The organism is Nocardia sp. NPDC049526, from assembly GCF_044465765.1.
Lineage (GTDB): Bacteria > Actinomycetota > Actinomycetes > Mycobacteriales > Mycobacteriaceae > Nocardia.
Window position 1 is genome coordinate 474,765 of the sequence record NZ_JBITMA010000005.1, and the last position, 22,304, is coordinate 497,068.

Below are 22,304 nucleotides of genomic sequence, written 5' to 3' on the forward strand. Positions count from 1 at the left end.
AATCGATGAAAACCATTGAAGCATCGCCGCTGACCGCCTTCCGGCGCACCACCCACCTGGGCGCGGTGGCCGACCGGCTGGTGGCGCTGTTGCACACAAGGAGCCGATAAATGAACGCGGAACACACCCATATCGCCGTCGTCGGCGCGGGATTCGGCGGCATCGGGCTCGCGGTCAAACTGCGGGAAGCCGGATTCGAGGACTTCGTCATCCTGGAACGCGCCGATGATCTGGGCGGAACCTGGCGCGCCAATACGTATCCGGGTTGCGCCTGCGACGTCCCCTCGCAGTTGTACAGCTACTCGTTCGCGCCCAATCCGGACTGGTCGCGTACCTACGGCAAGCAGACCGAGATTCTCGAATACCTCCGTTCGGTGGCCGTCGAGCACGATGTGGTCCGCTCCATTCGCTTCGGCGCGGAGGTCCTCGACGCCCGGTGGGACGAGACCGCATCGCTGTGGCGCATCGAGACCACACAGGGTTCGCGCACCGCGGACTTTCTCGTATCGGCGACGGGTATCTTCGCCGAGGCGAAGTATCCCGACCTGCCGGGCCTGGACACCTTCGCGGGCAACAGCTTTCACTCACTGCACTGGGATCACGACCACGATCTCACCGGCGAGCGCGTCGCGGTCATCGGTACCGGAGCCTCCGCTGTGCAGTTCGTTCCCGAAATCCAGCCCCGGGTCGGCAAACTGCTGCTGTTCCAACGCTCCGCGCCGTGGATCGTGCCGCGCATGGACCGCAGAACGCTGTCCGCCGAGCGGTTCATGTTGCGCAGTGTTCCCTTGGCGCAGAAGGCAGTTCGCGGTCTCTGGTACTCGGCCATCGAGGCTTTCGGACTGATCTCGCTGGTGGACCAGCGCTTCCGGCATCCCTATGAGGGGCTGGCACGGCTGCAACTGTTTCGACAGGTGCGAAACCCGCTGTTGCGCAAGACCTTGACGCCCGACTATGTGATCGGCTGCAAGCGCGCGATCTTCTCCGACGCGTATCTGCCCGCGCTCGACCAGCCCAATGTCGAGGTCGTCACCCAGGGTATCGCCGAGGTGCGGCCGCATTCGATCGTGCTGCGCGACGGCACCGAACACGAAGTCGATACGATAATCCACGGCACCGGGTTCACCACGATTCCCACCGCCTACGAACGGCTCATCGGCCGGGACGGGATCTCGCTCGCCGAGCTCTACCACAAACAACCGCAGAGCTATCTCGGTGCGGCGGTCGCGGGATTTCCCAATTTCTTCTGCACGCTCGGCCCCTTCGGCGCGGCCGGAAACCAGTCGGCCATCTACATGATCGAATCGCAGATCGCCTACATCGTCGATGCTCTGAAATCGGTGCGCCGCAATAGAGCTCGCCGCGTCGAGGTGCGGCCCGAAGCCCAGGAGGAGTTCCTCGCCGAAATGGCGCGCCGTAGTTCGACCAGTGTCTGGCTCACCGGCGGCTGCACCAGCTACTACACCACACCCGACGGGCTCAATGCCGGGCTGTATCCGAACTGGAGTTTCGAATACCGCCGTCGCACAAGCACTTTCGACGCCGACGCTTACGAGGTGACCAGATGACGACCGGGGCAATGCCGGGCCGCTACGACGTGGACGGCAAAGTCGCGTTGATCACGGGGGCCGCGCAGGGTATCGGCCGTGAACTGGCGGATGTTCTCCACGCCCGCGGCGCATCGGTCGTGCTGGTCGATATCGACGGCGCGGGGGTCGCCGCGGCCGCGACTGCCCTCGGTCCGCGCGCCCTGCCGCTCGCTGCCGACGTGGCGGATCGGGAAGCCATGCGCCAGGTGATCACCGACGCGGTCGATCACTTCGGCGGTCTGAACGTGGTGGTGGCCAATGCCGGTGTGGTGCCGCGCCCCGCCACCCTGCGCACCCTTGACGGCCGCGACTTCGACCGCGTCATCGATATCAACCTGACCGGCGTGTTCAATACTGTGCGTCCGGCACTCGATCACGTTGTCACCGCCCGCGGTCATGTCGTGGTGGTGTCCTCGTGCGCAGCTTTCGCCCCAGGGATGGCGGGTGCGCCGTACATGATCAGCAAGGCAGGCGTGGAGCAATTGGGACGCGCACTGCGCGTGGAACTTTCACCGTTCGGCGCGAGTGCCGGGGTCGCCTATTTCGGCATTGTCGACACGGCCATGACCCATGACACCCTCGACGGTGACGATCTCGGTCGCGCCCTCGACGATCTGCTTCCATGGCCACTGAACCGACGGATCACCGCGGTACAGGCCGCGCAGTCGGTGGCCGACGGTATCGAACGCCGCTCCCCGCGCACCATCGCACCCGCGACCGGCTGGAGTGCGTACGCGCTGCTGCGCGGAGCGGTGAACACGGTGCTCGACACCCGCCTCACCCGCGACGCGCGCGTGCACGACCTGGTGCGCGCGGTGGAAGCGCGGGTACGGTCATGAGCGAGCGAAAAGTCGACACGACCGCCGTGGCCGGTCATGACGGAGCCGAGCGCCAGCGAGGCGCAGGCATGAGCGAGCGCAGCGAGCGAACCATCGACACAGCCGCCAAGGCGGTCATGACGGAGCCGAGCGCCAGCGAGGCGCAGGCATGAGCGCCGAACCCACGTCGCTGCGGGCTAGAGCGCTACGGCAGATCTCGACCCATACCGTGCGCCCGGTCGTGGCCGCCCTCCCGGTCAACGCGCACACGCTGCCGGCAGCGCGGATGGTCATCGACCGGGTCATGCGCGCGGTCGCGCCGGTGCTGAACGGCACGGCGATCGAGGCCGTCCAGGAGGGTCCGGTTCGTGCCGAGTGGGTGCGGGGTCCGCGCGCGACCCGCGACGACGCCGCCATCCTGTACGTGCACGGCGGCGGTTTCGTCGCCGGGTCCGCACGCTCGTATCGCGGTGTCACCTCACGGCTTTCGACCGCGACCCGGCTGCCGGTCTTGGCGGTGGACTACCGGCTGGCTCCCGAAAACCCCTACACCGCAGCGGCATCCGATGTCTCGATGGCCTATCGCCTACTGCGCGAACAGGGATTCGCCCCGGACCGAATCGTCATCGCGGGCGACTCCGCGGGAGGCTACCTGGCTACCGATTTCGTGATCGGCAGCGCCGATCGCGGCCGTAGCGGTGCGGCGGCCCTGCTCTTGTTCTCCCCCATGGCCGACCTCGCATTGGACCTCGCGCGCGGCGGCGACGGTCGCGATGCCCTGCTCGACCTGGCCACCGCGCACGCCGCCATCGCCCACCTCGCCGACGCGCCGCAACAACTGCGTCCCCGCTCGGGAACGCCGTTGCCGCCCACCCTGATTCACGCCAGCAGGGATGAACTTTTCGCCGCCGACGCGATCGCACTCGCCGACCGGCTGAGCGCCGCGGGCGCGCGCTGCGACCTGCGCTTGTGGCCCCACCAAATGCACGTCTTCCACACCCTCGCGGCGCTGGTGCCCGAATCCCGAACGGCATATCGCGCGTCCGGCCGGTTCGTCATCGAGGCTCTCGAATCTCCTGCCGCACAGGCGATCTGAAAGAAGTACCGCTATGAGCTCTGATACCCTCTGCGCCGCCTTCCAGTACACCGCGGCCATCGATCCCGAGGCTGTCGCGGTGCGCACCGTCGGCGGCACCCAGGAACTCACCTGGGGTGAATACGACGCCCAGGTGCGCCGCATCGCCGCCGGCTTCGCCGCGTTGGGCATCGGCCGCGGTGACACCGTGGCCCTGATGATGGGCAACCGGGTCGAGTTCTACCCGATCGACGTCGGCGCACTGCACGCCGGAGCCACGTCCTTCTCGGTCTACAACACACTGCCGCCCGAGGGGATCGCCCATGTGCTGAGCAATGCGGGGGCGTCGGTGGTGGTGTGTGAGGCGCAATATCTCGACCGCGTCCGACGCTCCGGCGCGGCCCCCGCGCACATCGTCGTATTGGACGGCGACCCGGTCGAGGGCACAATGACCCTTCAGCAGCTGCAGGTGCTCGGCAGCAGCGACTTCGATTTCGAGAAGTCCTGGAAAGATACGAAACCCGACGATGTCGCCACCCTCATCTACACATCCGGCACCACTGGTAACCCCAAGGGCGTCGAAACCACGCACGCCAATCTGCTGTTCGAGGCCCATGCGCTGGCCCAGGTGCTGCCGATCGAATTCGGCGACCGGATCACCTCGTTCATGCCCTCGGCCCACATCGCCGACCGGTTGACCGCGCTCTACCTGCAGATAGTGTTCGGCACACAGGTGACGGTGGTGGCCGAACCGGCGCTGATCGCGGCCGCGCTGCCGGACTGCCGTCCGACGATCTGGGGTGCGGTACCGCGGGTGTGGGAGAAGCTGAAGGCCGCAATAGAACTCGGCGTCGCCAACGAACCCGCTCCCATGCGTGCCGCGGCCATGCGCTGGGCCCTCGACACCGCGCGCAAACGCATGGACCTGCTGCGCGCCGGAGAGCCCGTTCCGGCCGACCTGGCCGCCGAATTCGAGAAGGCCGATGCCACTGTCCTGTCGGCTCTGCGCGCGAAACTCGGCTTCGACGAACTGAAATGGGCCGTCTCCGGCGCGGCCCCGATCCCCGCCGACACCCTCGCCTTCTTCGCCGCACTCGGACTGCCCATCTCCGAAATCTGGGGCATGTCCGAACTCACCTGCATTGCCAGCGTATCCCCGTACGCCCCAACCGAACTCGGCACCGTCGGGCGTCTCGTACCAGGTATGCAGATGCGGCTCGCGGACGACGGTGAGCTGTTCGTGCGCGGCCCGCTGGTCATGAAGGGGTACCGCGGTGAACCGGAGAAGACGGCCGAAGCGATCGACGCCGAAGGCTGGCTGGCTACCGGCGATGTGATGACCCACGACGACAACGGCTGTTTGCGCGTCGTGGACCGCAAGAAAGAACTCATCATCAATGCGTCGGGAAAGAATATGTCGCCCGCCAATATCGAGAACGCGGTACGCGCGGCCTCCGGTCTGATCGGCACCGTCGTCGCCGTCGGCGACGCCCGCCCCTATGTCACCGCTCTGGTGACGCTGGATCCGGACACCGCTGCGAGTTTCGCCGCCGCGCACGGACTATCGGTCACCGCAACCGCACTCGTCGACCATCCGGAAATCATCGAACGGGTCTGCGCCGCTATCGATTCCGCAAACCAGGTCCTCGCACGCGTCGAGCAGATCAAACGCTTCCGGCTGCTGCCGACCTTCTGGGAACCCGGCGGCGTCGAACTCACCCTCACCATGAAGCTGCGGCGCAAGCCCATCAGCGAGTTGTACGCCGCCGACATCGACCTGCTCTATGCCGACCCGCCGCCCGCAGGCGTGCACACCCCCGCCGCGAAGGAGACCATCTCCCGATGACCCGCTGGTTCCCCCTCGCCGACAGCGACGACACCCTCATCCAGCACGGCCCGATCCGTTTCCGCCACACCGTGATCGTGCCCGCCGAACCCGAACGGGTCTGGCAACTCCTCACCGCCGACGATGCCCTGGTCTCCTGGGCTCGCGGCATCACCGGCGTCGACTGGCTCACCCCGCGCCCCTTCGGTATCGGCACCCGTCGCGAGGTCACCGTCGGCCACGGCGCCGCCGCACTACGGGAACGCTTCTACCGCTGGGACAAGAACAAACAGCTGACCTTCACCGTCGAGGCCGCCAACCGACCCGGCTTCCGCCGCTTCGCCGAAGACATCACCCTAGAACCCCACCCCGACGGCACCCATCTGGCCTGGACCTTCGCCGCCGAGGCCGAACCCTGGTTCGCCGCACTCCTTTTCCCGGCCCGACCGCTCATCCACCGGGTGACACGGTCGTGGACCGAGGCAATCACCGAACGGGTGAAGCACTAGGGCCCTGTGCGGGTGCGGTGAAGCCGGTACACCAGACGATCACATCCGCGTCGACCTCGGTGCCGTCGGTCCGCACCAGACCCGACTCCTGTACGCGCGCAGCGCCTTCGGTGTGCAAGCTGACATGCTCGCGGTCCAGCGCGGGATACTGCGGGGTTGGTCTCGTGGTTCCACTTGTTGCCGCCCCAGTTCGGTGAGCGCGACGGAAACGGGCGTGTTCTCGTTGCTGCTCATGCGAAGTCCAGTTCCTCCTCCAGCTTCACCCACGCCTTCACCCACTGGGCCGGAACCACCCCGGGCCGCTTCGCCCGAGCCCGCCACCGACCACAACACTGCTGAGCCGCACGACGCCGGTCGCGTTCGGCGGCTAGCCTTTTCGATGTGTTGGGGCGACGTCGCGAAGGTACGAGTGCAATTCCAGCAACGGCCAGTGATTTCGTCGGACGAGAACGAGAATTGGAAAAGGTCGCGACACTATTCCTGTCTTCCACGCGGCTCATCACCTTGATCGGCTCGGGCGGAATAGGTAAGACGCGGCTGGCCACCGAGGCCGCCCATCGCTATCACAAGGCTCGCCGGGTGCCGATCCACTGGGTGCGGCTGGCCCGACTCCCCGCGGGCTCGGACGCAACAGCGGTCGAAGACGAACTCGCACACTCGATCATCGACGTCGACTTCTCGAACCGATCGACCTGGGACGCCCTGATCGATACGTTCACCAGGATCGACGGTGCCAGCCGTAACCTGCAGACGATTCTGGTGATGGACAACTGCGAGCACGTCCTGGCCGGTGCCGGTCAAGTGATCGCCGAATTGCTGGACGCGGTGCCCGGGCTGACGGTGCTGGCCACCAGCCGCGAGGCGCTCGGCTGGGTCGACGAGCAATTGGTGCCCGTCCCAGCGCTATCGCGCGAACAGGCGCTCGACTTGTTCCGCGCACGAGCCGAGTTGACCGGTCACCCCATTTCCGGTGATGACGATGCCGCACTGGCCGGCTCGATCTGCTGGCACGTGCACAACCATCCTCTCTACATCAGGCTGGCCGCGGCCCGGCTGATGCGTCAACCGTTGCCGATGATCCTGCGTGATCTCAGCGGCGAGGACGGCGACCGACGGCTGCGCTGGTCGCATGGTCCACGGGTCGGCACCGACCAAAGGCATTGGCGCATCCACGATGTCATCGCGTGGTCCTACGACCTCTGCCAAGACAACGAACGGCTGCTCTTCGAGCGAATGTCGGTCTTCGCCGCCGGTTACGACGGCAATCCCGACGACGAACACGGCACGTCGGGGCGCGATGTGGGCGCCGAACTCGAAGCGATCGAGGCAGTGTGCGCCGATGATGACGGCGCCGGTATCGCCCGCGACGAGATCGAGGGTTTGCTGGAACGCCTGGTGGACCAATCACTGGTCACGGTGCACCGGACACCGAATGAGGTCCGGTATTCACTGCTGGAGAGCCTGCGAGTCTTCGCCCAGCAGCGCCTGCGCGAGCGATCGGCGGGCGCGCAGTGGGAACGGTTGTCCGGCAGGCACCGTCGCTACTATCGAGACAAGGCCGTCCAAGCCGGAGCCGAATGGTTCAGTCCGGCTGAGCAAGACCTCCTGGACTGGGCCCGCGCGGCATGGGACAACTTGCTCACCGCGATGGACAGCAGCCTCACCACAGCCGAGGAGGCCGCGATCGGACTCGAGATCGCGACCGGACTGATCGCCCTGCGGCTTCCGTTCTTCATGGGTTCCCTACGTGAGTCGCGGCGCTGGGCTGTGCGCACCCTGGACGCCACCCGAAACCTCGACCCGCAGCCGGTCGAACTGCAAACCTCGTCGATGGCGCTGACCGCATGGGTCACCATGTGCCAGGGCGTGCACGACGATGCGGCGCGGATCCTCGACGAATGCGTCGCTGCCTGCATCACCGATGGTCGAGTCGGCACGAATTGGCGAAACGATCCAACGGCCGATCTCGGACTACCCGCACCCGTCGACTTCGCCCGGGGCACCGAACTGCTGTTCGCCCGCGATCCACGTTCGGTGGCGGTGCTGGCACGCGCACGCGAGCGGTTCTACGGCGGCGGCGATCGCGGTGGCGCCGCCATGAGCGAATTGTTCCAGGCGCTTGCTGCCGGACTGATCGGCACGGCGGCGCAGGCATTGGAGATCGCACAGGGTTATCTCGACCGTGCCACCCGATCGGGTGCCGGATGGGCACAGTCCTGGGCCGAACTCGCGTGGGCTATCGCGCTGACCAAGCACGGTGATCCACACGAGGCATTGGCCGTCGGGCGTGCGGCATTGACGAGTCAACTGTCGATGCGGGACCAATGGGGAGCGATCTGGGCGGTCCATATCCGGACGTGGACGCTGGCACGGTTGGTCGCCGACGCGCGCGTCGAGCACGGCACCCAGCCCGATTCGGTACTCAGCTCGGCGTTGGAGATCGCAAATCTCGCCGGCGGTGCCCGCACGGTGCGACAGCGCCTCGGTGTGAACATCGCCAACCTCGGGCCGTTCGCGACCGAAACCGATCAAGCGATCGCCACCGCACGAGATGTGCTCGGACACAAAGCTTTCGCCGCCGCAGAGCAAGAAGGCTCGATGCTTCGACCCGAGTTCGACGAAGTGGCTCGACTGGCCCTTGGCACCTTGTCGTTGCACAAGCTCGCACTCGACCACCCGGTCCGACAACACCGCCCATCCAAATGGAACGAGTTGTCCAATGCCGAACGCGAAGTAGCCGTCTTCGCCGCGGCCGGATGGACCAATACGGCGATCGCGGCCACCCGTGGCAGTTCGTTCAAAACGGTCGATGCCCAGATCGCCTCGATCTTCAGCAAGCTGATGATCAACTCCCGAACCGATATCATCACCCTCGTTCCCACCGATGCACGGGAAAAAGTCGCACAGGCGGCCGCCCGCCGGCCCCAGCAGCGAAGACATCGATAGCCGAATCGGCGCGCTAGGGTCTCGCCGCGGAATCGCGGGGCAAGAGCGCCCGTCCGGCGTTTCCGCGGTTCAGCAGCGCGATCAATTCCGCCGAATCAGAGCACATCGAACCGGCCACCGTCATCAATTCCCCGGCAATTTCGGACAGCACTTTCGACACTTCGGTCGCATTGGCTCGCAAGATATCTGTCCACAACGCGGAATCACCGGCGGTGAATCGCATGACATCCCGGATAGCGGATTCACACAACCGCGACACCGCGTCATCGGCACCTTCGATGCTCGCCGCCAATGCGGATGCGACCAGAAACGGAACATGCGAGATGCGGGCAACGGCTCGATCATGCTCGGACGGCGTCACCATTACCGCGTGCGCCCCGGTCAGACCGACCAATTCGACAACCGCGTCGATCGCCGCCGGACTCGCGTCCGCCAGTGGGGTGAGGGCCCACGCCCTATCTCGGAACAGATCGGCCGACGCGGCCAGCGGACCCGACCGCGCACTACCGACCATAGGATGCCCACCGACATAGTTCGTCAGGTCGCAACCGATCACCTCGGCCTCGGCCGTAGGCGCCACCTTGACGCTCCCGACATCGGTGTAGAAGTGCGCGAGCGATTTGGTCTGACATTCGGCGAGCACCGCAGCGATATCGCTCGGCGGCACCGCCAGCACCGCAACATCGACCGGCGCCGCGGGCAATCCGACGACGCCCGCCCGCCGCGCCGCCGCCATCGCGGCCGCATTCGGATCCCGATCGCACAAATACGTCAGAATTCCCTGTTTACGCAGAGCAAGCGCAATGGACGTTCCGATCATTCCGGTGCCGATAATCGCAACCTCGCGCACCGATCCATCCGACGGCATTTTCATCACAATCGCGATCCCGTACGCGGCCTTTTGAACCACCGGCCCGCGGAACCCTGGCACAAGAGTACGACAATGACAATCGAGGCAATCAAACCGAAAGGCCCCGGAGAAAAGCGCACGATATGCATGCCGGGATTGTCGTCGACTGCATCACCGGAATTCGCCCCCACGGAGCCGAGCGCCGTGACCGCCTCGAGAATCGCCAGAATAATTGCGGTGACCCGAACCCCATTGCCGCCGCGCCGGAAGAACAGTGCGACGATGGCCAGACCCCAGAAGAAGAGGTAGCCGATCGTGTTGGCGCCCGCGACGTAGGAATCGCGGAATGCGGCGAGGCCGACGGTGCCTACCACGCCGATAACGGCAAAGATGTTGATAATCCACAACGCTGCGCGGACACTTCCGGGCAGTGTGGAAGCCGCCGCGGCATCGTACGCGTCGTCGGCGGGTTCCGGCTGGGTGTAACCACCCGAATTCGACGATGAGGATTCTGACTGCTGATGCATATTGCCCACATTTCACTAGGTCGTACCGACTCGACCGGTAGGCGACGAATATCGGCTCGCGCCACTGGTCGATCACGCACGACCACTCCTCACCCACCGCTCGGACATCAGCACAAGCATCGCCGTATAGGTAAATCGATGACATCCGTAGCTCGTGTAGACAGACCCCGTCGACGGATTTCGCGGAGGCGGCAGCGATGTGCCGCAACTACTCAACAGCGGCGCAAGCATCATCAAACCGCTCCTCGCAGCCGACCTGCTCCATCGCATCATCTGCCCGAGATCGCCGGAGGCGGCCGACGACTCGATCGTCTCCTGGGCAGTCCCGCTCAACCCTGCGAAAACTCCGAGGAGGCAAGGGAATACGGTTCACCAGCAATGACGGCCGGGCCAACTCCCACGCGAAGTGATCGAGCTGAGGCCCAACGTCCCACCAAGTGCGCTGCGGGGGCGCGGTCGGCCCGTCGTGCCGGTCAGCGGTCGGCAGTTATCGAATCGCCTCCCGCGGCACGCACTCCGCGGATCGGGGTCGAGGCGTCGAAGCTGTATCGGAGGCACGGATCCGAATGGCGGCGGGCCGCCGCAGCTGCCTCCCTTACACGGTGGAATCGAACTTACGAGTGTCACTATGGTCCGGAACCGGATGGCCGTCATGGGGCGAAAGTCCCTAGCTCGGGTGACCTCGGACCACACTGCCCAGCCACCGGACTCAGCGTGACGCGGCAAGCACCGCATCGGTCGCCGCTGTATCGCCGACCGTAATCCTGATACCCGTGCCGTAATGCTTGACCGCGATGCGGTCCCGCGCGAAAGCTGTACGGAGCCGCTCGATTTCGGCGGCACGGCAGCAACCGAGGTACACGAAATTCGCCGCACTTGTCGGCACCGCGAAGCCGAGCGCGCGCAACCCCTCGGTGAGCCGACCGCATTCGCGGGTGATCGCGGCGGTGCGCACCGCCAATTCCGCCTCGGCGTCATAACATGCCCGCACACCGGTCTCGGCCGGCGCGGTCACCCCGAACGGCAACTGCCACCGTCGAATTCGCGCGATGGTCGGGACCGCCCCGATCGCATACCCGACCCGCGGCGCCGCCAACCCGTGCGCCTTCGAGAAGGTCCGCGTTACAACCAGATTCGGATACCGCGCCAACAGACCGACCGTGTCCACCCGATCCGCCACGGCGACGAAGTCGATGTACGCCTCGTCGAGCACGACCGCGACCGACGGATCGATCCGATCGAGGAACCCTTCGAGTTCGACCTGCACGATACAGGTGCCGGTCGGATTGTGCGGACTGCACAGCACAACCACCCGCGTGCGCGCATCGACGGCATCGCCCATCGCGTCGAGATCCTGATATCCGTCCGCGGTGAGCGGAATCTGCACCGCCCGACCGCCGATGGTCTCGGTCAGCAACGGAAACCCGTCGAAGGTCGGCGTCGCCATCACGACGCCGTCGCCGGGCGCGACGAACTCCCGCAGGACATATGTGATGACCCCGGTGGCACCTGCACCGACCACCACCTGGTCGGGCGGCACGCCGAGTCGTTCGGCGATCATCCCGGGCAGCCTGCGCGGCAGGTATTCCGGATACCGGTTCGCCGCCATCCGTGCGCCACGCAGCGCGGCACGCACGGATGGTAAGGGGCCATAAGGGTTTTCGTGGAGCGCGAGCTGATGCTCCAGTTCCGAGGTCGGCGACATATCGAATCCCCTCGCTCAGCGTCGATGAGCGTGCCCGCACGACTATTCGTGCGGGCGCTCGATTCGAACAGATACTGTGCGGTCGCTAGAGCACGGTATTCATGATCGTGCCCGCACTGGTGGCGACCGCGCCACCGGCCATCGCACTGGCAATCATCTTCGGCGACTGCAGCCCGCCTCCGGACCATTTCTCCCAGGCGAACCGTCCGCCGCCGTAGGTAATGGCGGTAACGCCGGACAACTGAATCAGCCAGGTGAAATACCGGCCCATTTGCATCAGTTTGTCCGCCATCGGCGGCGCCTCCGGTTCCGGATTACTGACCTCGGCTAGCACAGTGTCGTGTAACGCGGCGAGAATCATGCTCACTTCATGCTCCTTGTCGCATGCCGGTGCTGGGAGAAGAACAGACTTCACAATGGACCGCTGCAGCGCGTTGACCTGATGATTCAACCTCATCAAGATCATGCGGTGGAGCCGACACACCGAAATCGATCCCCTAATGCAGCCCGAATCCCAGCCTGCCGGGCCTTCGCCACCCCTATGCTGAGCGAGGAAAATTCGACGGAGCGGGCCGCTGACCGTGGGCGGCTCGGCGGTTGCGGGCACCCGACGGCCCGCCCGCCACAGGAGGGAATCGTCATGCCGGATAGCTGGGCCGAAACCGCCACCGGATTGCCGACCAAAATCGACACGAGCGTGGCGCATGAAGCTCGTGTTTACGATTATTGGCTCGGCGGAAAGGATAATTACCCGGCCGACCGGGCACTCGGCGACGCGATAGCCACCCATATTCCGGCAATCCGCAGTATGGCCCGCGCCAACCGGGCCTTCCTCGGCCGCGCGGTGCGCTACGTCGTCGATGCCGGCGTCACCCAGTTCCTCGATATCGGCACCGGAATCCCCACCGCGGGCAATACCCACGAAATCGCCCAGGGCATCGCCTCGGACGCGCGCGTGGTCTATGTGGACAACGACCCCATCGTCCTCGCGCACGCGCGGGCACTCATGCCCAGCACCCGTGAGGGCAAAACGGCATTCATCCATGCGGATCTGCACGATCCGGCCTCGATATTGCGCGATCCGTCCTTGACCGCGACCCTGGACCTCAACCGCCCGGTCGCCATAATGCTGGTCGCGATCATGATGTATTTCCGCGACAGCGACGATCCGCACGCCATCATCGAGAACCTGCTGGAATCGGTTCCCTCCGGCAGTTTTGTCGTGATCACCCATCCCACCGCCGATTTCGACGCCCGCGCCATGGCCAGGGTGGTGGCCTCGGCCGAATCCGCCGGTATCACCTTCAATCCGCGCAGCCGCGCCGAAACCGAAACTTTGTTCGCCGGAACCGAAATCGTCGAACCGGGCGTCGTCCCCGTTGTCACCTGGCATCCAGAGTTGATCAGCGACGTATCGGGTCGAATGCAAGCCATTCCGGCCGATCCGGAGTCCGCGTGGTACTGGGCGGGCGTGGGCCGCAAGGCCTGACGTTTGGGTCTGCGCCGGTCGGCAACTCCACCCATGAGGTGATCGATCATGGTCAACGATCTGGAGAAGCGGTGGACGGCGGACGAGCAGACCTTTCGCCGGGTGGCGATCTATGTTGCGGTGGTGCTCGCGGTGGCCGCGCTCGTCTTCGTGATCACCGCGATATGGGCGGCCGAACGGAGGGCCTGCGCGGCCGCGGAGACGACGCTCTGTGACACCGCGGCGAAAACCGCGATCCTGACCGGACCGACCGTGGTGCTGATGCTCGGCGGCATCTGCGCATTCGTGCAGACCTATCGCGTGTGGCGGCGCGGCCGGAGTTGGCCGATCTGGCAGGGCGCGGGCTGGTTCCTCTTCACCATGATGATCGTCTACCTGGGCATCGGCGGCGGCAGCATCGCCGGCTGAGCGCAGCCGCCGATCAGGTGTGACGTGAAGCACAGACAATTTGGTTGTGCACAATTTAATTGTCCACTACCGTCATAGGCATGACCGATCACCTCACCCTCGACGAGCAGTTGTGCTTCCGGCTGTATGCCGCGTCGCGGGCGATGACGGCGGCCTATCGCCCGAAGCTCGAACGCCTCGGGCTCACCTACCCGCAGTACCTGGTGATGTTGGCACTGTGGGAACGCGACGGTCGCAGCGTCGGCGACCTCTGCGAAGCCCTGCTACTCGACTCCGGAACGCTGTCACCACTGCTCAAGCGGCTGGCGGCGGCAGGCCTGGTCGAACGGCGCCGGGCAGCGGCCGACGAACGTCGCGTCGATATTCAACTCACCGAACGCGGCCGCGAATTGCGGTCCGAAGCCCGTTGTCTACCAACGGAAATGGGCGAGGCCAGCGGCCTGACCTCCGACGAATTCATCGCCCTGCGCGAAACCCTTCGGCGACTTGCCGATTCGCTGATGTCCCACCCCTGATCGAAAGAGAGTCAGACATGACCGCCCTGTACACCGCCGAAGCCCTCGCGACCGGCGACGGACGCAACGGCCACGCCCGCACCTCCGACGGCAAGATCGACGTCGCGCTGAACACCCCGAAAGAGATGGGTGGCAGCGGCGCGGGCACCAACCCGGAGCAGCTCTTCGCGGCCGGCTACGCGGCCTGCTTCCACAGCGCACTGCGCCTGGTCGGCAAGCGCGAAGGCGCGAATGTCGACGATTCCGCGGTCGGCGCGAAGGTCGGCATCGGCCCGAACGACCAGGGCGGCTTCGAGCTGACCGTCACCCTCGAGATCTCGCTGCCGCACCTGTCCCCTGCCGAGGCGCAGATTATCGCCGACAAGGCGCACCAGGTGTGCCCGTACTCGAACGCGACCCGCGGCAATATCGACGTCCAGGTCACCCTCGCCGACGACTGACGAAAGGAATCCACCATGCGTGCCGTAGTCATCGAAAGTTTCGGCGAGCCGAAGGATGTGCTCACCACCGCACAGCAGCCGACGCCCGAACCCGGTGCCGGACAAGTGCGGATCGAACTGATCCTCGCGCCCATTCACAACCACGATCTGGCGACCATTCGCGGGGTGTACGGCTACAAGCCGTCGCTGCCCGCGATTCCGGGAACCGAGGCCGTAGGCCGGATCCATGCACTGGGATCGGATGTGACCGGTCTGGAAGTCGGTCAGCGCGTGAGCGTTTCCGGCATCCACAATGTGTGGGCCGAGCATTTTCTGGCCAAGGCCACGCAGGTGGTTCCGCTGCCGGACAGCATTTCCGATGAGACGGCGGCACAGTTGCTCGCGATGCCGCTCAGCTCCCTGATGCTGCTGGAGGATCTGCGAGTTTCGCCGGGCGACTGGATCGCGATCAATGCCGCCAATGGTGCGGTCGGTCGCCTGGTGAATGTGCTTGCGCGGCAACGCGGTCTCAATGTGCTCAACCTGGTTCGCGGCCCGGCTTCCGTCAAAGCGTTGCAGGAGCTGGGTTTCGAACCGGTCTTCGATACCGAATCCGAGGGCTGGCTCGACCGAGCCGTCGCGGCTACCGCGGGTGCGCCGATCGTACGCGCCGTTGACCAGGTCGGTGGGCGGGCTGCGGATGCGCTGCTTTCGCTGCTCGGCCAGGACGGTGAGCTGATCTCGTTCGGTGCGCTGTCCGGTCAGCCGCTGTCCATCAATCCGGGTCCTCTGATCTTCAAACAGGCTGTGGTCAAGGGCTTTTGGGGTTCCAAGCGGGCCGAGCAGACCAGCAGCGAGGATATGCGGCGTCTCATCGGTGAACTCGTCGGAATGGCGGCGACGGGTGCACTGCGCCTCGATGTCGAGGCCGTATATCCGCTGGAGTCCGCCGCCGATGCCGCCGCCGCGAGCGAAACACCGGGGCGGTCGGCCAAGATCATGCTGTCGCCGCAGCCGGTGTAATCCGATCCAGGTCCGCTACCCGACCCGTACCACGAGTTTGCCGAAGTTACGGCCCTCGAGCATGCCGATGAACGCCTCCGGTGCATGCTCGAGGCCGTCGACAATATCCTCGCGGTAGCGGACCCGGTCCTCGGCAATCCAGCCGGACATCTCGTGCAGGAAGTCCTTGTACATCTCCCGGACGAATTCGGTCTGCATGAATCCGCGCACAGTGAGACTCTTGGTCAGAATGCGACCATAGAAGCCGGGCAGGCGATCCGGTCCCTCGAGTGCGCCGGTCGCGTTGTAATTCGCGATGAGTCCGCAAACAGGTACGCGCGCATAGGTATTCAGCAGCGGATACACCGCGTCCGCCACCGCGCCACCGACATTTTCGAAATAGATATCGACGCCGTCGGGCACTGCGGCGCGCAGTTGATCGGCGAAATCTGTTGCGCGATGGTCTATTGCGGCTTCAAAGCCCAATTCTTCACGAACATAAGCGCATTTCTCCGGGCCGCCCGCAATGCCGATCGCCCGCACCCCTTTGATACGGGCGATCTGGCCGACGGCGGAACCGACCGGGCCACTGGCCGCCGCGACCACCAGGGTCTCCCCCGCCTTCGGCTGCCCGATCTTCAATAGCCCGGAATACGCCGTGAACCCCGGCATACCGAGCACACCCAGCGCGGTCGATATCGGCGCTTTGTCCGGATCCAACTCGCGCAGCCCCGACGCGGGCGTGACCTGATGCGTCTGCCAGCCCGAATAGGCCTGCACCACATCACCTTTCGCGATCGACGGATCTCCGGATTCGAGCACCTCGGCGACGGTGCCGCCGACCATCACATCACCGACCGCTACCGGCGCCGCATACGACTTGGCGGCACTCATCCGCCCGCGCATATACGGATCGAGAGATAAATACAGGGTGCGCAGCAGCACCTCGCCCTCGCCAGGCTCGGGAAGCGCCGCGGTCTCGATGCGGAAATTCGCCGGGGTGGGTGCGCCCTCCGGCCGGGATGCCAGCACAATCCTCGTCGACTCGACCATATGGCTTACCCTATCGCTGGCCACTCAGCGACGCACGGAATAGCTAGTTTGGCTAATGGATATCGCGCTGCCACCGATAGAGGACTGTCGACTCCCCTGACGACAGTTCGCGGCTTCACCGAAGTTCGTATTCGACTACGACCTGCTCAGGAGTTCAATTGGCACCGCAATTTCGCACCGCGCGCCCCGCGCGGGCAGCACTCACATCGACCACCGCCGCACTGGCGCTGCTGCTGAGCGTCGGCCTCGGCACCGCAACGGCGCGTCCCGTCGGTCCGTTCGACGTCGGCGGAGCCATCGAGGTCGAGTACGACCAGGTGGGCGGCCCCGGCGCGCTCGGCGACCCGACCGCACCCGAAGCCGATGCCGCCAACGGCGGCCGGTATCAGACCTTCGAGCGCAATGCCTCGATCTACTGGCATCCCGATACCGGCGCCAATGCGGTCGGCGGCGCGATCCGCGACAAGTGGCGTGACCTCGGCTGGGAAACCGGTGTGCTGCGCTACCCCGTCACCCGTCAGCTCTCGACACCGTCGGGATCCGGGGCCTACAACGTCTTCCAGGGCGGGTCCATTTACTGGTCGCTCGGTACCGCCGCACACCAGATCGGCGGCCCGATCCGCGACAAGTGGGGGGCCTACGGCTGGGAGAGCGGTCCGCTCGGGTTCCCGCTCACCGATGAGGCGGCCGCGCGCGCGGACAACGGACGCTACAACCTGTTCCCCGGTGGCGCGATCTATTGGTCCGCGCGTACCGGTGCGCATGTCGTCTGGGGTGCTATCCGCGATCTGTGGGTGTCCAATGGCGCGGAATCCGGGCGCTACGGGTTCCCGACGGGCGAGGAATACGACTACGGGGGTGGGAAGGCGCAGGACTTCCAGGGCGGTCGGATCACCTGGCAGCCCTGATGAAAACAGACCCTAGTCCTCGCCGAGCGCCTGCGTCCGGGCGCTGAGCGAACGACCCAGCCCGGCCACCTCGGCGTCCATATCCGGCAGCCACGTCGAGGTGGTCTTGCCGCCCGCGCGCTCGGCGGCCGGCGTCTGCAGCAGCGGCCTCAGCCAACGTAGTGCGCCGACCCAGGCGGGCACATTGATCCGTCTGGCGCGCCGCTCGATTCCCCGCTCGAATCTGGCGGCGCACTTGTGCACCGAGGTCGTCTTGCGGATCGGCCTCGGCAGTGCGGCGAGCGCTCGCCCGACCGCGGGCAGGTCGGCGAAACTTTCCCGCACGAGCGGGGTATCGATCCACGACATGTGCGCGGACCCGACATCGACGCCGCGGTGCGCGACCTCGAGCCGCAACGTGTTCGCAAAGTGCTCGACCCCGGCCTTGGAGGCGTCGTAGGCCGTCATACCGGGCATCGCCATATAGGCCGCGAGGGAGGAGACGATCAGCACGTACCCGCGCCGTTCGATGACCGATGGCAGGGCGGCGCGGACGGTGTGGAAACAACCGACAAGGTTGACTTCGATCACCCGCCGGAAGGCGGCGGGGTCCACCGTCAAGACCGATCCGTAGCTGGCGATTCCCGCATTCGCGACGACGATATCGATGCCGCCGAACCTCTCGATCCCCTGCGCGACCGCGTCCTGCATCGCGGTGAAGTCGCGCACGTCGGCAGAAACCGCCACGACATGCTCGTCGCCGCCGAGTTCGACCGCGAGTTCTCGCAGCGGGGGTGAGTCGATATCGATGAGCACGAGGTGCGCTCCTCGCGCACGCAGCCGCCGGGCGACCTCTGCGCCGATGCCGCGCGCGCCGCCGGTGATGAGTACAACCTTGCCGGTGAAGGCGGTCATGGTCCTGAATTCTAAACTGTCCGCTACCTGGCAGCATCCACATCGCTGCATTGTCACTGGTCGGTGACCTGGCGAGCGGGTGGGCCGTATGTGGCTACAGCGTTCCCGAGACTTGGTCAGCCGACGAAACGGTAGAGCGTTTGCTTTGCGCCCCACCGCATTTCGCTGGATTGCCCGATCAGGTCAGGTTTCGGTCGTAACACAGACTCGCGGTCCGTGACGACGATCCCGTGCGCGGCGAAGCAGGATCGAAGGTCCAGTCCGAAATCGGGCCTGCGGCCTTCCAATAGAGCCCACAGCTGCCGTCCGCGACCACCCGGTACACATCATCCGCGCCGCCGACGAGCTGGTTGCCGACGCATAGTCGGTGTAGTGCGCACCCGCGCTGAGCAGCCGGGCCGGATGCGTGTGCGCACCCGGGTTCGGCACGGTACTCGGCCGCCAGCAGGGTGAATGCCTTGGCCTTTCGCACAGTCGTGATCATCAGCACGTCCTCGCCGCGGCGCGGCATACGGTCCAGCCGTCGCCGTCCGGACGCGGTACCCGGGTCCATGTCGTCGTGCCACCGGTGCGGTTGCCGGAGGAATCGGCGCCGGATTCGTTCTGGCTGCGGTATTCACGCAGATTGTTCTGCTGTTCGTTGCGCCGCAACGAATTCTGCGGGGTGTGGTGGTAGCCGAACGGATCAATGTGATGCCAGCCGGCGGTATCGCGACCACCGGTGCTGCCGCGATTGTTCGAATGGTCCGAGCGCGCATCCGGATTCGCGAGCGCTTCGCCCGCGCCGACCACCGTGCCGAGGGTGATCGCGGCGACGAGCAGTGCCAGGGCTCTGCCTCGTGCGCCACCGCGCTTGGTCGTGGTTGTTGTTCGATGCATCATGGCCCCTTTGCCTCGGTGCTCCAACTACTGAGATAGACAGTAGATGAAGATCCTGAGAAATTTCGGCACCATATCTAGCAGCTATTTTCAGTGCGATTGTGATGGCTAGCACGTACTTGATCAGTAGGCATCGGTGCGGCAGGCAAGAAATCAGGCACCCGCGCATGGATGCCCAGCCAGGAAAGGGGTCCGTCACAAGGTGACGGCAGAGAAGATCGCGAGCAACCGGTGCCGAAATAATTCCGTGCGGGAATAGCTGCGGCCGAGATACGTTGCTTCGGGGTGGTCAGGAAAGCGAAGGAGAGGGGCCGGTCGGTGGCAACCGAGGCAGTGGAGTCGTCCGTCGGTCTGCGATCCGATCGAGGTGCGATCCTTGCTTCGCTGATGCTCGCGACGGGGCTGGTCGCGCTGGATTCCACCATTATCGCTACCGCGGTGCTGACCATCACCGACAGCCTGGGCGGATTCTCGCAATTCCCGTGGTTGTTCTCGATTTACCTACTGACACAGGCGGTTACGGTTCCGGTGTACGGCAAGGTTGCCGATACGGTCGGGCGCAAGCCGGTAATCCTGTTCGGCATCGCGGTTTTCGCGCTCGGCTCACTGCTCTGCGGTGTGGCGACGAGCATGTTGGGGCTGATCATCTTCCGCGCGGTGCAGGGCATCGGCGCGGGCGCGATCATGCCGATGACCATGACAATCGCCGGCGATCTTTACACCCTGACCGAGCGTGCCAAGGTACAGGGCTATCTGGCCAGTGTGTGGGCCATCTCGGCGGTGGTCGGGCCACTGCTGGGCGGACTGTTCGCCGAATACGTCAGCTGGCGCTGGATCTTTCTGATCAATATCCCGCTTTCCGCACTCGCCGCATGGATGCTGGTGCGCAACTTCCAGGAGTCCACGGAAAGGCGCGAACAGCGCGTCGACTATCTCGGTGCGGCACTGCTCACCATCGGCGCGGGGGCGCTGATTCTCGGTTTGCTCGAGGGTGGACAGGCCTGGGCCTGGTCGTCGCCGACCGGCATCGGCATCTTCGTGGCCAGCGCACTCGTGCTGGTGCTGTTCGGTCTGGTGGAGCGCGGGGCCGCGAATCCGATTCTGCCGCTGTGGGTTTTCACGCGACGGGTCATTATCGCCAGCAGTCTGGTCTCGGTGCTGGTCGGCGCGATCCTGCTCGGCATGACCTCGTACGTACCGACTTTCACTCAGGGCGTGCTCGGCACCGGGGCACTGATCGCCGGTCTCACCGTCGGTGCGCTCACCCTCGGCTGGCCGCTGGCCGCCTCCCAGGCCGGAAAGGTTTATCTGCGCATCGGCTTTCGCGCGACCGCGCTGATCGGTAGCACCCTGGCCACGCTCGGTGCCGCCACCACCCTGCTGATCGATGAGAATTCCACGCTGATCCAGGTCGCCGCTTCATGTTTCGTGATCGGCACCGGCATGGGCCTGGTCGCCACCCCCACGCTGATCGCGGCACAGACGACGGCGGAGTGGGCCGAGCGCGGCGTGGTCACCTCGGCGAATATGTTCGCCCGGTCATTGGGCAGTGCGGTCGGTGTCGCGATATTCGGCGCGATCGTGAACTCGCGCGTCGGCGACACCGACCATCCGGCTCCGGCATTGTTGTCCTCGGCGGTGCATCTGGTTTTCCTCGCGGTCGCCGCGATGGCCTTGGTCATGGTGATCGCATCCGCGATGATGCCGCGCCGGGGCACGAACGCCGCCTAGGGGCAGCGAACCCGTCCACCTCCACCACATGCCCTGCGCAACGATACCCACGCGGTCGTCGTCTGTGCCGTATGCCGTCAGGAACTCGATCCGCGCGATGTGGAGGCGCGGCTGCCCCGCCCGGCGATCGCCCGGTGACCGGTCAGATCCGTCATTACCAAGCAGAACGCCGATCAGCGATCTCGGTCAGCGCCCGATCACGCTGCTCGACGGGCAACTCTTCGGCGGCGGCGCGGACCACGTCTATCGCGGATTCGGAGAGCACGTCCAGCATGCCGCGATACTCCGGCCAGAGATCGCATTCGGCTGTGGCCCAAAGCATTTCGATGACCTTGTCCCGAGAGGCCAGGTTCACGAAGCGTTCCAGCTGTGCGGCATCGTCGACGAGGTGGGCCGAGCGGACAAGTGCGATGCCATCGAGTGCGGATTCGGTGGCGCGGGCGGCGGTATCGGAGATCGACGCGACCAGATCGCCGAGTGTGATCCAATCTTCGCGTGCCGCAAGCTCTTTGCCGACGGCGACAATGGTCGCCTCGGGCAGAGCACCGATGATGGCCGCGGAATGGCGTGGATCGAGTCGTGCGGCGATTTCGGCGAGGAAGTCGACCGGTAGCCGTTTGGCGACATCCACCGCATGCGACGGATCGAGCACACCCGACATCCGGGCCGCAAGCAGTGCACCGCGGCTGCGCGCCACCATTTTCGCGGTGATCGGCGTCGGAATCACTTTGGACGCCTGGGCGACCCGCCGCAGTCCGGCCTCCTGTCCGGCCACGAACAGATCCGTGACCTGGCGCCGGAATTCACGCAGATCCGCATCGGGCACGCCGGCGAGGTAGTCGAGCTGCTCGACCGGAACCCCCAGTGTCCGTGCGAGCTTCAGCAATTGCGCGGTCACAGTCCGGCCGCCTTCTTGACCGGGCCACGCAGGAAACGTGGCAGAAAGTCGAGCATGCTGAAGGCCGCGGCCCTCAGCTCGTTCGCCTCGCGCCATCGGGCATCGACGATCGCCTGCGCGAGTTCGGCTTGCCGCTCCGGGCTCAGCGCGGCAATGCCCGGGGGTAGGTCATCGGTTATGAGTTCGGCCAGCGTCTGCTCTGTCATGGTTGCCTCCGTCGGGCGCATCGGGTTCATGATCACGTGGGGCGATTTGCGGCTGGAT

Annotated in this window: 24 protein-coding genes; 14 read left to right on the forward strand and 10 right to left on the reverse strand. The window is 65.5% G+C overall.

The genetic code is table 11. The annotated features are described in order from the left end of the window. The first annotated feature begins 110 nt into the window (after positions 1–110). The 7 genes from ACIBW7_RS18725 (at position 111) to ACIBW7_RS18755 (ending at position 8,762) form a co-directional block, all read left to right on the forward strand. Complete coding sequence (locus tag ACIBW7_RS18725; protein ID WP_397047746.1) at positions 111–1,568, forward strand: flavin-containing monooxygenase; 1,458 nt, start codon at positions 111–113, stop codon at positions 1,566–1,568. Then, positions 1,565–2,428, forward strand: a complete 864-nt coding sequence (locus ACIBW7_RS18730) for a short-chain dehydrogenase/reductase (protein ID WP_397047748.1) — start codon at positions 1,565–1,567, stop codon at positions 2,426–2,428. Before ACIBW7_RS18725 ends, ACIBW7_RS18730 begins: the two co-directional genes overlap by 4 nt. Continuing rightward, positions 2,425–2,580, forward strand: a complete 156-nt coding sequence (locus ACIBW7_RS18735) for a hypothetical protein (RefSeq protein ID WP_397047750.1) — start codon at positions 2,425–2,427, stop codon at positions 2,578–2,580. Before ACIBW7_RS18730 ends, ACIBW7_RS18735 begins: the two co-directional genes overlap by 4 nt. Further along, positions 2,577–3,503 carry an alpha/beta hydrolase gene (locus tag ACIBW7_RS18740; RefSeq protein ID WP_397047752.1) on the forward strand — a complete coding sequence of 309 codons (927 nt, stop codon included), beginning with the start codon at positions 2,577–2,579 and terminating at the stop codon, positions 3,501–3,503. The genes ACIBW7_RS18735 and ACIBW7_RS18740 overlap by 4 nt, the downstream gene beginning before the upstream one ends. 13 nt (positions 3,504–3,516) lie before the next feature. Further along, entirely contained in the window at positions 3,517–5,328 is a 1,812-nt protein-coding gene (gene fadD11, locus ACIBW7_RS18745) for a fatty acid--CoA ligase FadD11 (RefSeq protein ID WP_397047754.1), read from the forward strand. Further along, the gene (locus ACIBW7_RS18750; protein WP_397047757.1) at positions 5,325–5,816 is read left to right on the forward strand and encodes an SRPBCC family protein; all 492 of its coding nucleotides are present in this window, start codon (positions 5,325–5,327) and stop codon (positions 5,814–5,816) included. Before fadD11 ends, ACIBW7_RS18750 begins: the two co-directional genes overlap by 4 nt. Before the next feature lie 381 nt (positions 5,817–6,197). Then, a complete protein-coding gene (locus tag ACIBW7_RS18755) occupies positions 6,198–8,762 on the forward strand; it encodes an AAA family ATPase (RefSeq protein WP_397047759.1) in 2,565 nt (854 codons plus the stop codon). 13 nt (positions 8,763–8,775) lie between these two features. Here the strand turns inward: ACIBW7_RS18755 and ACIBW7_RS18760 are convergent, their stop codons facing one another. From ACIBW7_RS18760 to ACIBW7_RS18775, 4 genes are all read right to left on the reverse strand, one after another. Continuing rightward, on the reverse strand, positions 8,776–9,630 hold the full coding sequence (locus tag ACIBW7_RS18760; RefSeq protein WP_397047761.1) for a prephenate dehydrogenase: 855 nt from the start codon (positions 9,628–9,630) through the stop codon (positions 8,776–8,778). Between the two features lie 5 nt (positions 9,631–9,635). Further along, positions 9,636–10,139 carry a hypothetical protein gene (locus ACIBW7_RS18765; RefSeq protein WP_397047763.1) on the reverse strand — a complete coding sequence of 168 codons (504 nt, stop codon included), beginning with the start codon at positions 10,137–10,139 and terminating at the stop codon, positions 9,636–9,638. Positions 10,140–10,848: 709 nt separating this feature from the next. Further along, on the reverse strand, positions 10,849–11,844 hold the full coding sequence (locus tag ACIBW7_RS18770; RefSeq protein ID WP_397047764.1) for a pyridoxal phosphate-dependent aminotransferase: 996 nt from the start codon (positions 11,842–11,844) through the stop codon (positions 10,849–10,851). Between the two features lie 85 nt (positions 11,845–11,929). After that, the gene (locus ACIBW7_RS18775) at positions 11,930–12,205 is read right to left on the reverse strand and encodes a hypothetical protein (RefSeq protein ID WP_327101563.1); all 276 of its coding nucleotides are present in this window, start codon (positions 12,203–12,205) and stop codon (positions 11,930–11,932) included. A 279-nt stretch (positions 12,206–12,484) separates the two neighbouring features. Between ACIBW7_RS18775 and ACIBW7_RS18780 the strand changes: the two genes are divergently transcribed. The 5 genes from ACIBW7_RS18780 (at position 12,485) to ACIBW7_RS18800 (ending at position 15,698) form a co-directional block, all read left to right on the forward strand. Beyond that, positions 12,485–13,333, forward strand: a complete 849-nt coding sequence (locus tag ACIBW7_RS18780) for an SAM-dependent methyltransferase (RefSeq protein WP_397047766.1) — start codon at positions 12,485–12,487, stop codon at positions 13,331–13,333. 48 nt (positions 13,334–13,381) lie between these two features. Beyond that, positions 13,382–13,741: a hypothetical protein gene (locus tag ACIBW7_RS18785; protein WP_397047769.1), complete on the forward strand. Its 360-nt coding sequence runs from the start codon at positions 13,382–13,384 to the stop codon at positions 13,739–13,741. An 80-nt stretch (positions 13,742–13,821) separates the two neighbouring features. Continuing rightward, positions 13,822–14,256: a MarR family winged helix-turn-helix transcriptional regulator gene (locus ACIBW7_RS18790; RefSeq protein WP_397047771.1), complete on the forward strand. Its 435-nt coding sequence runs from the start codon at positions 13,822–13,824 to the stop codon at positions 14,254–14,256. Positions 14,257–14,273: 17 nt separating this feature from the next. Next, on the forward strand, positions 14,274–14,696 hold the full coding sequence (locus ACIBW7_RS18795; protein ID WP_397047773.1) for an organic hydroperoxide resistance protein: 423 nt from the start codon (positions 14,274–14,276) through the stop codon (positions 14,694–14,696). Between the two features lie 15 nt (positions 14,697–14,711). Then, positions 14,712–15,698 (forward strand): zinc-binding dehydrogenase, encoded by a 987-nt coding sequence (locus tag ACIBW7_RS18800; protein ID WP_397047775.1) that lies wholly within the window; start codon positions 14,712–14,714, stop codon positions 15,696–15,698. Positions 15,699–15,713: 15 nt separating this feature from the next. Here ACIBW7_RS18800 and ACIBW7_RS18805 read toward each other — a convergent pair whose 3' ends face one another. Beyond that, positions 15,714–16,730 (reverse strand): NADP-dependent oxidoreductase, encoded by a 1,017-nt coding sequence (locus tag ACIBW7_RS18805; RefSeq protein ID WP_397047777.1) that lies wholly within the window; start codon positions 16,728–16,730, stop codon positions 15,714–15,716. Positions 16,731–16,888: 158 nt separating this feature from the next. Between ACIBW7_RS18805 and ACIBW7_RS18810 the strand changes: the two genes are divergently transcribed. After that, the gene (locus ACIBW7_RS18810; RefSeq protein WP_397047779.1) at positions 16,889–17,638 is read left to right on the forward strand and encodes an LGFP repeat-containing protein; all 750 of its coding nucleotides are present in this window, start codon (positions 16,889–16,891) and stop codon (positions 17,636–17,638) included. Between the two features lie 12 nt (positions 17,639–17,650). Here the strand turns inward: ACIBW7_RS18810 and ACIBW7_RS18815 are convergent, their stop codons facing one another. The 3 genes from ACIBW7_RS18815 to ACIBW7_RS18825 all read right to left on the reverse strand — a co-directional run bounded on the left by ACIBW7_RS18815 (position 17,651) and on the right by ACIBW7_RS18825 (position 19,411). Beyond that, on the reverse strand, positions 17,651–18,532 hold the full coding sequence (locus ACIBW7_RS18815; protein ID WP_397047780.1) for an SDR family oxidoreductase: 882 nt from the start codon (positions 18,530–18,532) through the stop codon (positions 17,651–17,653). Positions 18,533–18,710: 178 nt separating this feature from the next. Next, on the reverse strand, positions 18,711–19,016 hold the full coding sequence (locus ACIBW7_RS18820; RefSeq protein ID WP_397047782.1) for a hypothetical protein: 306 nt from the start codon (positions 19,014–19,016) through the stop codon (positions 18,711–18,713). Continuing rightward, positions 19,016–19,411: a hypothetical protein gene (locus tag ACIBW7_RS18825; RefSeq protein WP_397047784.1), complete on the reverse strand. Its 396-nt coding sequence runs from the start codon at positions 19,409–19,411 to the stop codon at positions 19,016–19,018. Before ACIBW7_RS18825 ends, ACIBW7_RS18820 begins: the two co-directional genes overlap by 1 nt. A gap of 318 nt (positions 19,412–19,729) precedes the next feature. Here ACIBW7_RS18825 and ACIBW7_RS18830 point away from each other — a divergent pair, with 318 nt between their 5' ends. Further along, on the forward strand, positions 19,730–21,142 hold the full coding sequence (locus ACIBW7_RS18830) for an MDR family MFS transporter (protein WP_397047786.1): 1,413 nt from the start codon (positions 19,730–19,732) through the stop codon (positions 21,140–21,142). A 154-nt stretch (positions 21,143–21,296) separates the two neighbouring features. Here ACIBW7_RS18830 and ACIBW7_RS18835 read toward each other — a convergent pair whose 3' ends face one another. After that, on the reverse strand, positions 21,297–22,040 hold the full coding sequence (locus ACIBW7_RS18835) for a hypothetical protein (RefSeq protein WP_397047789.1): 744 nt from the start codon (positions 22,038–22,040) through the stop codon (positions 21,297–21,299). Then, entirely contained in the window at positions 22,037–22,246 is a 210-nt protein-coding gene (locus tag ACIBW7_RS18840; protein WP_397047791.1) for a hypothetical protein, read from the reverse strand. The genes ACIBW7_RS18835 and ACIBW7_RS18840 overlap by 4 nt, the downstream gene beginning before the upstream one ends. Positions 22,247–22,304: the final 58 nt, after the last annotated feature.